The following is a 12,161-nucleotide window of genomic DNA, read 5'->3' as shown; positions in this document are numbered from 1 at the left end:
ACAGAGCTATCAGGACGAACCAATCAGGCCGAACGGAGCATCCACGACCTCGCCGGAGACGCCTTAGAGCGAGGTCCAGGTGAACGAGTAGCCGTTGCCGTTGCGGTGGCAGGCCTCGGTGATCTTGGTCCACGAGCTGATGTAGGTGCGCTGCACGGCCTGGCAGTCGGCGAGCGATCCGCCGGTCCAGTACGACTGCGTGGTGCCGGCGCTTGCTATCGCGGGTGCTGAGACGGCGATGCCGACGGCGAAGAGGGCTGCGGTGACGGTCGAGACGATGCGACGCATGTTGACTCCTTCGACTGGCCCGGCTGGTCCGGGGTGTCGGCGAGCGTAGTCCCGCGCATTGGGGTGGGCTGGTGGATCCGCGCTCCACGGCGGGGCGGGGAGAACTCCCCTCCCCCGAACCGGCGGGCGAAGCGGCGCAGAGCTGGGCGTTTCCTTGGCGATCTCGCCGGGTCTTGGAGCAGAGAGTGCTATCCACCCGGAGGAGAAACAGGATCAGCCGGACCATGTGAGCAGTTCAGCAGGGCCCGCCTCCATTTGCCGGTCGAGGAAGCGCCATGTCCGGATCCCGCTCGGCACCGCGGTCGGCCAAGGCGAAGTCATCTCGGGTCAAGACGAGCAGCCGTTCGCTCTCGCGGCGGCTCAGCTCGTGGAATCCCAGACGCTCCGCGAGCCTGAGCGATCCGGTGTTGCGCGAATGCACGACCGCGAGGACCATCCGGGCATGCACAGCCTCGAATGCGAACTGGATGACGGCCTCCGCCGCCTCCCGCGCGTATCCATTGCCCTGAGCATCGGGATGCAGCACCCACCCGATCTCGACGCTGCGCACTTCGCTGGCAACGGCCCGCAGCTGCAGGGAGATATCACCGATGAGCCGCCCCTCGAGTTCGACGGCCAGCGCCATGAAGTCCTCGGCCCTGCAGAGCCTCGTGGACTGCGTGCGGACACGGAGGTGGCGCAGTGCCTGGCCGCGACTCCTCGGTGGCCAGTTCAGGAACTCGCGAACTCGCGCTTCCTCGTGGAGGAGGAACCACTCCTCAGCGCTCGCCAGAGTGTGGGCGCGCAGAAGGAGACGTCGAGTCTCGAGCGTCGGAGCGGAGACCGCTTCGCCGATGCCTTTCCCCCGGAGTCGCCCCACGCTCGCCCTCAGGAAAGCGCGGAAGCTCATGCTTTCCCATCACCTGATCCCGTCTCCCTCTGCCGGAATGCCGACCGCCGGCCGACGAAGGTCAGCAGCAACGCCACCGCCCCGAGCAGCATCATGGCAGCGGGCAGGACAAGGCCATCGAAGACTTCGAGGAGCCCTGCGCCGAGAATGCCGGCGCCGAAGATCGCGAGATTAAACGCGACGGGAAGGAATGAGTTCGCGACGTCCGAATTCTCGCCCCCGGCTCGCGTGAGCGCGTTCTGCAGCTGCGGCGAAGCCCCTCCGAAGCTCACACCCCACAGCGCCGCCGCCGCCAGGAGCGCGACGGGCGAGCCCTGCCCTGCCAGCAGCACGACCGCAGCGACGATGAAGGCCAGCACGCTGAGGTGGAGCAGCAGGCTCGGATACCTATCGAGGAGCAGGCCGGTCACCGCCACGCCGAGTAGAGAAGCGATCCCGTAGGCGAGCAGCATCAGGTCCGGGGTTATCGCGGTGCCCGTCTCACGGAGGTAGGGCGCGACGTACGTGTAGATCGTGCTGTGCGCGAGCATCCAGACGAAGATCACCGCGAGCACGACGGGGACCCCTCGCAGGCGGAGCACCCGCGCCATGGGCAGGCCCGCGAGCGCGGGACGGCCTGGCGCGTCCGGGACGACAAGGACAACCGCTATGGCGACCAGTGCTGCGAGCGCGGAGAGACCGGCGAACGACCATCTCCAGTCGGACACGGCTCCGATCCAAGCCCCAAGTGGCGTCCCGAACGCGAACCCGAGGGGCGCGCCGATCGCGACGATCGCGATCGCGGCCCCCAGCCGCGAGGGCGGACTGATTCGCACGGCGTAGGGCGCGAGCATCCCCCAGATCACTCCAGAGAATGCCCCGGCGATGAACCTCGTGACGAGTGACAGCGCGATGTCAGACGAGAACGCGGTCACGGTGTTGGCCGCAACCAACCCCGCGATGCTGACGAGCAGCAGGGGCTTTCGACGGAGGCGGCGCGTCAGCGAGATGGCGGGAATCGTGACGATGACCGTGCCAAGTGCGTAGGCGCTGACGAAGAGCCCCACGGTGCCCTCCGCGGCTTTCAGCCCGTCGGCGATCTCCGGCAGAAGACCGGCGGGCATGGTCTCCATCGCGACCAGGATGAATCCCATGAGTGCGAGGACGATGAGCGGTGCGAGGCGCAGCTGCGGAGCCCTCGCGCCTCCAGTGGACGCCGGCGCTTCGGATGTGCGCGATGAGGGTGAGGTCATTCGGCGGACACCGTTCCAGTCGCAGGCACAGCAGCACGCACTGCCTCGACGTCTTCGAACGTGCCAATCGGGATGATCCCGGGGAAGTGACCGACGGAGTCGTAGTAGAGGACGAGCCCCTCATTGGGTGCGTAGTAGCCGATCGTCCCCGCTTCGGCGGCGCTTCCGGACGGCATGCCCTCGAGGGAGAGCGCCCTGGGGAGGGTCGCGATCTTCTCCTGACCGCCGAAGTCCTCGAACGACAGCTCGAGGGGCAGCTGCGTGAGGAGATCGGCGGAGGTCGCGGACTGGTTCAGCACGCCGCGGACGGTGACGTCGCCCATGCTGATCGTGATGTTCGTCGTGGTGGGCATCAGGTCTTCGCCCTCCGTTTCGCTCGCCGCCGATGGTGGTGTCGAGCTCGTGGCGCCAGTAGCGTGCGGTGCCGCCTCGCTCGCGCTCTCTCCGGAGGCATCCACACCCGTGCAGCCCGCCAGCAGGAGTCCTGCCGCGAGCAGGCCCGCGGCGGCAGCGCGCACCTTCCCTGCGCAGTCGATTGCGATGCTGCTCATGTTGTCCTCTCCGAGGGAGCGGTCGTCGTCCCTGTGTCGTCCAGCAGTCAACGCCTCACGTGAGGTGGGAGGGAGAGTCCCGCTAAAGGGGTTCCAGCAGAGGCACCCCAGAAGGCGGGCACTGGTCGTACCGTGGATCCATGGACAACCGGGGCGAAGTGCGAGCATTCATCAGCTCCCGCAGAGGCAGGCTGACCCCAGAGCAGGCGGGGATCGACCCGGGCACGACTCGACGGCGTGTGACCGGCCTCCGACGGGATGAGGTGGCACGGCTCGCGGGGGTGAGCGTGGAGTACTACACCCGCGTGGACCGGGGCAACCTGACGGGTGTCTCCGAGAACGTGCTCGATGCTGTGGCTCGGGCACTGCAACTCTCCCAGGCGGAGCACGACCACCTGAGGGATCTCGCTCGGACGGCCAACCTGGGCGCGAAGGTCCGCTCTCCCAAGCCGCGGGCGTCCGGGCTGCGCCCGACCGCGCAGCATCTGCTCGACTCGATCACGGGCGGTGCCGCGATCATCGGGAACAACCGCATGGATATCGTGGCCGCGAACGAGCTCGGCTTCGCGCTCTATTCGGAGATGTACCGGGGCACTGCGCGGCCCGCGAACCACTCCCGATTCATCTTCCTCGACCCTCGTGCGCGCGACTTCTACCCTGACTGGGAGCGGGCAGCCAACGTCAACGTCGAGATCCTCCGGCGGGAGGCCGGCCGTTCGCCATTCGACAGGCAGCTCACGGACCTGGTCGGAGAGCTGTCTGTGCGCAGCGACGAGTTCCGCATCCGATGGGCAGCCCACGATGTCCGCCGACATTACTCCGGCGCGAAGCATTTCCGACACTCGACGGTCGGCGCACTCGAGCTGGTGTACCACGCGATGGACCTCGAAGACGACCCCGGCCACACCATGACGGTCTACACCGCCGTGCCAGGCAGCTCTTCCGAGGAAGGCCTGCGTCTGCTCTCGTCCTGGGCCGCCACGGAGAACATCGCGGGCATCGCCCGCGAAGGAGCGGCGCGGAGCATCGGGCAGGCTGACCGCGCTGACGTATAGCAGCGTCGCGTCGGTCGAGGGCTACCTGCCGGGTCCGTCGAGCTCCGACTACGATCGATCGCGTGCATTTCTCGAGCTCCCCCAAGCAGGCAGGCGCCGTCACGCAGTCGAGGTCGATCCGATGAGGCTCGCCGTCATCGGTGCCGGCCAGATCGTCGCAGACTTTCTGCCGCACGTCGCGAACGTACCCGGGCTGGAGCTGGCGGCGATCTACGGTCGCCCGCCGCGTCTCCAGCACCTGGAGGAACTGCAGGAGCGGTTCGGCATCGAGCGCGTCTTCACCGACCTCGACGAGTGCCTCGCCGACCCGAGCGTCGACACGGTCTGGGTCGCCGTCCCGAACTCGCTGCATTTCGAGGTGTCGCGCAAGGCGCTCGAGGCGGGGAAGCACGTCATCTGCGAGAAGCCGTTCGTGCTCCAAGAACGGGAGCTGCAGGAGCTGCGCAGACTCGCGGCGGCGCGTGAGCTGATCCTCATCGAGGCGATCACGACGCAGTACCTCGCGAACTACCGGTGGATCAAGGAGCATCTCGACCTCGTCGGCAGGATCAAGGTCGTCCAGTCGGACTACTCCCAGTACTCGTCCCGCTACGACGCCTTCCGCGAGGGCACGGTGCTGCCGGCGTTCGACCCCGCGCAGGGCGGCGGTGCGCTCATGGACCTCGGCATCTACGCCATCCACTTCGTCGTGGGGCTGCTCGGCCGGCCGAAGCGGGTCAGCTACACCGCGAACGTGCAGCGCGGCGTCGACACGTCCGGCGTGCTGATCCTCGACTACGGCGAGACCACGGCGGTCTGCGTGTGCGCGAAGGACTCGGACGGCCCCATCCGCAGCAAGATCCAGGGCGAGGACGGGTGGATCGTGGCCGACGGCTCCCCGAATGTCCTGCCATCGCTGAGCTACGCGACCCGCGGCGGCGAGGCCGAGCAGCTCGACCTCACGAAGTACCCGCACCGCATGGTGGAGGAGTTCCGAGAGTTCGAGCGCATCATCCGCGAGCACGATACCAACGAACGCGACCGGCGCCTCGACCACAGCGCCGACGTGCTCTCCGTCCTGACCATCGCCCGAGAGGGGCTCGCATGACCACACCACTCATCCTCGTCGCGAACGCAGGCGAAGGCTCGATCTCGGTCTTCCGCTTCGACGGCGCCTCCCTCGAGCGGACCTCGGTCGCGACGGACCTGCAGGGATGCTCGAACTTCGTCGTCGACGCCAGCCGCGACCTCGTCTACGCCGCGGTGAAGGGCAGCCCCGCGGCGATCGTCACGCTGCGCCTCGACCGCGAAGCGGGCGAGCTCACCCCGATCTCGCGTCGCGAGACGCCCCGCGGCGGTCTGAACTACGTCGCGCTCACACGGGACGGATCCGCGCTGCTCGGCGCGGCCTACTCCGCCAGCTACGGCCTCATCGCGCCGATCGACGAGGGCACGGTCGGCGAGCCGACGACGATCGTGGAGCATCTGCACCTGCACTCCGTCGTGGCGAGCAAGGACGGCCGTTTCGCGTACTTCGTGTCGCTCGGCGACGATCTCGTCGGGCAGTACGCCATCACCGATGACCTCGAGCTCGAGGCGCTCCACCCGGTGGGTGCGACCGCGCCGACCGGCAGCGGCCCGCGCCACATCGTGCTCAACGGTGCCCAGACGCAGGCCTACGTGATCACCGAGTTCAGCGGCGAGGTGCTGCGCTTCGAACGCGACACGAGCACCGGTGTGCTCTCGCTCCTCGATTCGGCGAGCTACGCGGACGCGCTGCAGGGCCTGCAGCGCGGAACCCTCGGCGCGAATCCGCTGGAGCCCCGCTCGATCTGGGGTGCCGACGTGCACTGGGGCGCTGACGAGCGGTTCCTGTGGACCTCGGAGCGCACGACGAGCACCCTCGCGCCGCTCGAGGTCGCCGAGGACGGCTCCCTCGAGGATGCGCGGTCGTTCACCGTCACCCAGCAGCATCCCCGCGGGTTCGCGCTCAGCCCCGACGGCCGCTTCCTCGTCGCCGCAGGCGAGGGTGGGGCGCAGGTGTCGCTCTACGAAGTGCGCGGCGACCACCTCGCCGAGTTGCAGCAGGTCGAGACCGGCGCCGGCGCGAATTGGGTGCGCTGGGCCTGAGGCCGGGGTCGGCTGTTAGCGTCGTGCCGTGACCGAGCCGATCATCCGCCCCGCCGTTCCCTCCGATGTCCCGCAGATCCTCGACCTCATCCGCGGCCTCGCCGTGTACGAGCGCGAACCGGATGCGGTGAAGACGACCGAGGCGCAGCTGCACAGGAGCTTCTTCGGCGAGCGGCCTGCGGTGTTCGCGACCGTCGCCGAGGCGGCGGGAGCGAGCACAAGCGAGCCCGGTGCCCCTCGCCTCGACGGCATGGCGCTCTGGTTCCTGAGCTACTCGACGTGGGAGGGCGAGCACGGCATCTGGCTCGAAGATCTCTACGTGCGCGAGGCTACGCGCGGCGGCGGCCTCGGGACGGCACTCCTCCGCTCGCTCGCGCAGGAGTGCGTCGCGGAGGGCTACCGGCGCCTCGAGTGGTCGGTCCTCAAGTGGAACGAGCCGTCCATCGGCTTCTACAGGAGCCTCGGCGCGTTCCCCATGGACGAGTGGGACACGTTCCGGCTCACGGGCGATCCGCTGCAGGCGCTGGGCGGCTGAGCAGGATCTCGCCGAGCCAGGCGGCGGCGGGTGGTACGGCTCCCCTTCGGGTGACGTACGACACGTGCCGCTCCCCCAGGTCCTGCACGGCGGGCCGCAGCACGACGTCGAAGTCGTGGTCGATGGCGGCGTCCGTCGAGAGGGCGAAGCCGAGCCCCTCGGCGACGAGGCCGTGGATCATGTAGAGGTCGTCCGTGCGCATGAGCTCACGCACCGGGTAGCCGAGCGATTGGCCGACGCGGCGCAGCACGCGGTCTGAGGCCTCGTCGTTGCTGCGGCTGAAGACCCACGGCACCTCCCGCAGGTCGGCGAAGTCGATGCTGTCGCGGCTCGCCCATTCGCTGTCGCGCGCGACCATCACGCCGTATGGCTCGGTGAGGAGACGCTGCAGCATGAGGTCCGGGACGGCGAAGGCGGGCTCGACGGACACGTCGAAGATGAGCCCCGCGTGCACCTCGCCGCTCCTGAGCATCCGCACGATCTCCGTCGGCTCCCCTTCGACCACCTCGACCCGCACCGACGTGCGCTTCTGCAGGCTGGCGATCGCCGAGGGAAGCAGGCGTGAGCCCATCGAGGCGAACGTGCCCACGCGCAGGGTGACGACGCCCGCGTCGCGCTGATCGGCGACCAGCTGCTCGGCCCGGTCGATACGCGCGATCGCCTGCTCGATCTCGGCGGCGAACGACACTCCGAGCGGGGTCAGCGACGTGCCCCGCCGCCCGCGGTCGACGAGGCGGGCGCCGAGGTGCGACTCGAGGCTGCGCAGATGGTGCGTCACCGTCGGCACCCCGTACTGCAGCGCCTTCGCAGCCCCCGTGAGGCTTCCGTGCTCCTGGACGGCGAGGAGCACGCGGAACTGCTGGAGGTTCATCACCCCTAGACCGTATGTCACTGACGGCAGGATCCTGCTATATCGCCGTCTCCACTTCGTTCCTAACCTGAACGCATGTCCATCCTCCACACACCCGTCCCGAGCAGCGCAGCTCAGGTCGACGGCATCACGACCCCCGCCGGGCACCGCATCCCGCGAGCGCAGTTCGAGACCCCGTACGCCGACGCTCTCCGCTCCCTCGCCACCCACGACTGGCAGCGGATGCACGTGCCGGCACATCACGCGAAGGCGGTGAATGCGCCCGGCGTCGCGAGCATCGTCGGGGCCGACGCGCTGAGCCTCGACTTCCCGATGCTGTTCAGCGGCGTCGACCAGGACACGTGGCGCCTCACGACGCCGGGCCGAGTCACCCCGCTCATGCGGGCGCAGGACCTCGCCGCCGATGCGTGGGGAGCGAGCCGCGTCTGGTTCACGACCAACGGAGCCTCCGGCGGCAACCACGTCGCGACGACCGTCGTGCGTGGCCTCGGCACCGAGTTCGCGGTGCAGCGCAGCGTGCACTCGAGCGTCATCGACGGCATCACGCACGCCAACCTGACCCCGCACTTCGTGCACGGCGCCGTCGACTCCGGCCTGGGTGCCGCGCACGGGGTGACTGCGGAGCAGGTCGCGGCGACCCTCGCCGAGCATCCCCGATCCGCTGCCGTCTACATCGTCTCGCCGAGCTACTTCGGGGCGGTGGCCGATGTCGCGGCGATCGCGGCAGTCGCCCACGGGCACGGGGTGCCGCTCATCGTCGACGAGGCGTGGGGTTCGCACTTCGGGATGCACCCGGCGCTCCCCACGAACGCGGCACGCCTCGGCGCAGACCTCGTCATCTCCAGCACCCACAAGGGCGCGGGCTCGCTCACGCAGTCGGCCATGCTGCAACTCGGCCACGGGCCCCACGCCCGGCACCTGGAGTCGCTCGTCGACCGGGTCGTCCGCTCCTACCAGTCGACGAGCTGCAGCGCCCTGTTGCTCGCCTCGCTCGACGAGGCGAGGAGGCATCTCGTGACGCGGCCAGACGCGGTCGACAATGCTCTCGCATCCGCCCAGCGCATCCGCCGACTCGTGCACGACGACCGCAGGTACCGCGACGCGACTCCCGACATCCTCGCCAGCCCCGATGCCATCGCGAACGACCCCTTCAAGATCGCCATCGACACTCGAGGCGCCGGCATCACCGGCACGGATGCGCACTACCAGCTGCTCCGCGACCACCGTGTCTACTGCGAGCTGTCGACCCCCTCCGCGCTGCTGGTGCTGGTCGGCGCGACGGCTCGGGTGGACGTCGAGCGCCTGTGGGGCGCACTGCAGGCGCTCCCCGAGGCGGAGGTCGAGCCGATTCGCCCCGTCTCGCTCCCCGCGAGCTGCGAGCGCGCGATGGGCCTCTCGGACGCGTTCTTCAGCCCCGTCGAGACGGTGCCGCACACGGAGGCGGTCGGCCGCATCTCCGCCGACTCGCTCGCCGCCTACCCGCCGGGTGTGCCCAACGTGCTGCCAGGCGAGGTGCTCAGCCAGGAGGTCATCGACTTCCTGCGGCACACGGGCGCAGCGCCGTCCGGCTACGTGCGCGGCGCGAACGACCCGGCGCTCTCCACGTTCCGCGTCGTCGCCTGAACCTCGATCCTGCCAACGACCACCAGCGCGCACACGGCGCCCAACCTCAGCACCACGACATCAGCACAAGGGAGTGTCATGTCCACGACAACCACCGCGCATCCGCCTCAAGGCGAGATGCAGCGCGGCCTCAAGAACCGCCACCTGCAGCTCATCGCCATCGGCGGCGCCATCGGAACGGGGCTGTTCCTCGGCTCCGGCAAGCTCATCAGCGTCTCCGGGCCGTCGATCATCTTCGTCTACATGGTGATCGGGTTCTTCGTCTTCTTCATCATGCGCGCCCTCGGCGAGCTGCTGCTCTCGAACCTGCACTACAAGACCTTCGGCGACATCGCGAAGGACATGCTCGGGCCGTGGGCGGGCTTCTTCGTCTCCTGGAACTACTGGTTCTCGTGGGTGATCGCGTGCGTCGCCGACATCGTCGCCATCACCGCCTACGTGCAGTGGTTCAACGCCGACATCCCGAACTGGCTGCCCGCGCTCATCGCCGTCGTCGTGCTCACCGTCCTGAACCTCCAGCCCGTGAAGTGGTTCGGGGAGACCGAGTTCTGGTTCGCGATCATCAAGATCGTCGCCATCCTCGGCCTCATCGCCGTGGGCATCGTGCTCATCCTCACCCGGTTCCAGAGCCCAGACGGTGACACCGCCACACTCGCGAACCTCTGGGAGCACGGCGGGATGTTCCCCATGGGCGCGAGCGGGTTCGTGCTCGGCTTCCAGATGGGCATCTTCTCGTTCATCGGCGTCGAGCTCGTCGGCACGGCCGCCGCAGAGACCGAGAACCCGCGCAAGACGCTGCCGAAGGCCATCAACTCGATCGTCGCTCGCATCCTCATCTTCTACGTGGGCGCCCTCATCGTCATCATGAGCGTCACGCCGTGGGACAAGATCGAGCCGGGCAAGAGCCCGTTCGTGTCGACCCTCGCGATCGCCGGGTTCGGCCTCGCCGCGTTCGCGATCCAGCTGGTGGTGCTCAGCTCGGCCGCGTCGAGCGCCAACTCCGGCCTGTACTCGGGCACGCGGATGCTGTTCGGGCTCTCGAAGGACGGCCACGCCCCGAAGGCGTTCGCGATGACCAGCAGCCAGGGCGTGCCGACGAAGGCCGTCTTCTTCACCTGCGTCTTCCTGTTCTCCGCCATCCCGCTGCTCTTCGCGGGCGACGAGGTCATCGCCGCCTTCACGTTCGTCTCCTCGATGTGCGCGACCCTCATCCTCTTCACCTGGGGCTCCATCGTGGTCAGCTACATCGTGTACCTGCGCCGCTTCCCCGAGAAGCACCGCGCGTCGAAGTTCAAGATGTCGATGGCGCGCGTCGCCCCCTGGCTCGTGCTCGCCTTCTTCGTCTTCATCGCCGGCACGCTGCTGTACGGCGACGACACCCGGCTGCCGTTCCTCGCGGCCCCGGTCTGGTTCGTCATCCTCACCTTCCTGTGGCAGCTGCGGAAGCGGAAGCTGCAGCGGGAGGGTCGTCCGCTGACCGCCCCGATCCCGACCATCCCGCATCCGCTCGACGAGCGGGACTGACCGGGTGGAGGTGCGGCATGCGCGCCGCACCTCCACCCTCCGCCCAGGACGGCCGGGCATGCTCTGCGCATGAGGAAGCTGATGCTGAACACGTACCTGTGGGTGGCGGTCGCCTTCTACGTCGTCGCCCTCGCCGATCTCGCGAACGACGGCAGCATCTGGATCGTCTGGTTCGCCCTCGGCATGGTGTTCACGGTCATCGCCTTCCGGAGGCCGAAGCCCGAGCCTCACCCCGAGACCGCCGAGCAGGAGGAGAGACCGTGACCGCAGATCTGAGCAAGGGCGACCGCGTGAGCTGGAACACCCCGCAGGGCCGCACGCAGGGCGAGGTCGTCGAGAAGAAGACGAAGGACTTCCAGTTCGACAAGCAGAAGTTCACCGCCTCAGAAGACGAGCCGGCGTACATCATCGAGTCGGAGAAGTCTGGGGCGAGGGCCGCGCACAAGGGATCAGCGCTGCGCAAGCTCTCGTAGGCTGGAGCGCATGGCAGATACCGTTCTCGAGACCGCCGACCGCCACTACGAGTCCTCGCTCGAGGGCAACGACGTGCGCCTCGTCGTCGCCGACATGGACGGCACGCTGCTGCTCGACGACCACACGGTTCCCGACGCGTTCTGGGCTCTCCTGCAGCGGATGCGCGAGGCCGGCGTCGAGTTCACCCCCGCGAGCGGCCGACAGTACGCAACCCTCGCGAAGCTCTTCGAACGCGACTCCGACGGCATGTCGTTCATCGCCGAAAACGGCACGTTCGTGGTCCGCGACGGCCAGGAGGTCAGCTCGCTGACGCTCGATGAGTCGTTCATCCGGCAGGCGATCGCGCTGCTGCGCGGCCTCATCGAGAGAGGTCACGACCTCGGGATCGTGCTGTGCGGCAAGAAGTCGGCATACATCGAACGCGGCGACGACGTGTTCATCGCAGAAGCCCGCAACTACTACGAGGCGCTCACGGTCGTCGACGACATGCTCGACACCGATGACGAGTACGTGAAGATCGCCGTCTACGACTTCGCCGAGGTCGAGACCGGGGCGGCCGCCGAGGTGGACGAGCTGCGCGAGTCCCACCGGGTCGTCGTGTCGGGCCACCACTGGATGGACATCATGCCGCCTGAGGCCAACAAGGGCCTCGCTGTGCGACAGCTGCAGGAGCGCCTCGGAGTGACTGCGGCGCAGACAGCGGTCTTCGGCGACTTCTTCAACGACGTCGAGATGTTCGCCGAGGCCGAGCGCTCCTACGCGATGGTTGGCGCGCATCCCGAGGTCAAGGAACTCGCGAAGTACCTCGCCCCCTCCAACCAGGAGCAGGGCGTCGTCACCGTCGTGAGCGCGCTCCTCGACGCGCAGGCGTAGCGCTCCGGATCAGTCGCTCCCCGAGCCGCGGGGATGCGTCCGGGCCGGGTATCGGCGACCGAGATGGGTTCCCGTGACCGTGATGGGTTTTCGCGCGGCCTCGTGATGGGTTTTCGCGACTGGTGATGGGTTAATTC

At 68.3% G+C, this 12,161-nt stretch carries 14 protein-coding genes; 9 read left to right on the top strand and 5 right to left on the bottom strand.

What is annotated here, in order from left to right; all coding sequences use genetic code 11:
* Positions 1-63: 63 nt before the first annotated feature.
* The 4 genes from C5E06_RS00725 to C5E06_RS00710 form a co-directional block, all read right to left on the bottom strand.
* Positions 64-288, bottom strand: coding sequence for a hypothetical protein (locus C5E06_RS00725; protein WP_104244826.1), 225 nt, complete (start codon positions 286-288; stop codon positions 64-66).
* A gap of 235 nt (positions 289-523) precedes the next feature.
* Positions 524-1,177, bottom strand: coding sequence for a GNAT family N-acetyltransferase (locus tag C5E06_RS00720; RefSeq protein WP_104244828.1), 654 nt, complete (start codon positions 1,175-1,177; stop codon positions 524-526).
* Positions 1,174-2,409 carry an MFS transporter gene (locus C5E06_RS00715; protein WP_181059635.1) on the bottom strand — a complete coding sequence of 412 codons (1,236 nt, stop codon included), beginning with the start codon at positions 2,407-2,409 and terminating at the stop codon, positions 1,174-1,176. Before C5E06_RS00715 ends, C5E06_RS00720 begins: the two co-directional genes overlap by 4 nt.
* Complete coding sequence (locus C5E06_RS00710; protein WP_104305681.1) at positions 2,406-2,960, bottom strand: cyclophilin-like fold protein; 555 nt, start codon at positions 2,958-2,960, stop codon at positions 2,406-2,408. The genes C5E06_RS00715 and C5E06_RS00710 overlap by 4 nt, the downstream gene beginning before the upstream one ends.
* Before the next feature lie 140 nt (positions 2,961-3,100).
* Between C5E06_RS00710 and C5E06_RS00705 the strand changes: the two genes are divergently transcribed.
* The 4 genes from C5E06_RS00705 (at position 3,101) to C5E06_RS00690 (ending at position 6,659) form a co-directional block, all read left to right on the top strand.
* Positions 3,101-4,015 carry a helix-turn-helix transcriptional regulator gene (locus C5E06_RS00705; RefSeq protein ID WP_104305680.1) on the top strand — a complete coding sequence of 305 codons (915 nt, stop codon included), beginning with the start codon at positions 3,101-3,103 and terminating at the stop codon, positions 4,013-4,015.
* Between the two features lie 121 nt (positions 4,016-4,136).
* On the top strand, positions 4,137-5,102 hold the full coding sequence (locus C5E06_RS00700) for a Gfo/Idh/MocA family protein (RefSeq protein WP_104305679.1): 966 nt from the start codon (positions 4,137-4,139) through the stop codon (positions 5,100-5,102).
* Positions 5,099-6,124 carry a beta-propeller fold lactonase family protein gene (locus C5E06_RS00695; protein WP_104305678.1) on the top strand — a complete coding sequence of 342 codons (1,026 nt, stop codon included), beginning with the start codon at positions 5,099-5,101 and terminating at the stop codon, positions 6,122-6,124. Before C5E06_RS00700 ends, C5E06_RS00695 begins: the two co-directional genes overlap by 4 nt.
* A gap of 28 nt (positions 6,125-6,152) precedes the next feature.
* Complete coding sequence (locus C5E06_RS00690) at positions 6,153-6,659, top strand: GNAT family N-acetyltransferase (RefSeq protein WP_104305677.1); 507 nt, start codon at positions 6,153-6,155, stop codon at positions 6,657-6,659.
* On the opposite strand, the gene C5E06_RS00685 is transcribed toward C5E06_RS00690, so the two are convergent.
* On the bottom strand, positions 6,625-7,530 hold the full coding sequence (locus tag C5E06_RS00685; protein WP_104305676.1) for a LysR family transcriptional regulator: 906 nt from the start codon (positions 7,528-7,530) through the stop codon (positions 6,625-6,627). The two genes, C5E06_RS00690 and C5E06_RS00685, sit on opposite strands and share 35 nt — an antisense overlap.
* A 75-nt stretch (positions 7,531-7,605) precedes the next feature.
* Between C5E06_RS00685 and C5E06_RS00680 the strand changes: the two genes are divergently transcribed.
* The 5 genes from C5E06_RS00680 (at position 7,606) to C5E06_RS00660 (ending at position 12,024) form a co-directional block, all read left to right on the top strand.
* The gene (locus tag C5E06_RS00680; RefSeq protein ID WP_104305675.1) at positions 7,606-9,153 is read left to right on the top strand and encodes an aminotransferase class I/II-fold pyridoxal phosphate-dependent enzyme; all 1,548 of its coding nucleotides are present in this window, start codon (positions 7,606-7,608) and stop codon (positions 9,151-9,153) included.
* Positions 9,154-9,231: 78 nt separating this feature from the next.
* Positions 9,232-10,677, top strand: coding sequence for an amino acid permease (locus C5E06_RS00675; RefSeq protein WP_104305674.1), 1,446 nt, complete (start codon positions 9,232-9,234; stop codon positions 10,675-10,677).
* A gap of 69 nt (positions 10,678-10,746) precedes the next feature.
* Positions 10,747-10,941 carry a hypothetical protein gene (locus tag C5E06_RS00670; protein ID WP_146081266.1) on the top strand — a complete coding sequence of 65 codons (195 nt, stop codon included), beginning with the start codon at positions 10,747-10,749 and terminating at the stop codon, positions 10,939-10,941.
* Positions 10,938-11,150 (top strand): DUF2945 domain-containing protein, encoded by a 213-nt coding sequence (locus C5E06_RS00665; RefSeq protein ID WP_104244848.1) that lies wholly within the window; start codon positions 10,938-10,940, stop codon positions 11,148-11,150. Before C5E06_RS00670 ends, C5E06_RS00665 begins: the two co-directional genes overlap by 4 nt.
* Before the next feature lie 10 nt (positions 11,151-11,160).
* A complete protein-coding gene (locus tag C5E06_RS00660) occupies positions 11,161-12,024 on the top strand; it encodes a Cof-type HAD-IIB family hydrolase (protein WP_104305672.1) in 864 nt (287 codons plus the stop codon).
* Positions 12,025-12,161 lie beyond the last annotated feature (137 nt).

Origin of the sequence: Pseudoclavibacter sp. RFBI5, assembly GCF_002931395.1 — a bacterium.
In the GTDB taxonomy this organism is placed as follows: Bacteria; Actinomycetota; Actinomycetes; order Actinomycetales; family Microbacteriaceae; genus Pseudoclavibacter.
Note: the sequence above shows the minus strand (reverse complement) of the source record. Positions and strands in the feature narration are given on the sequence as shown.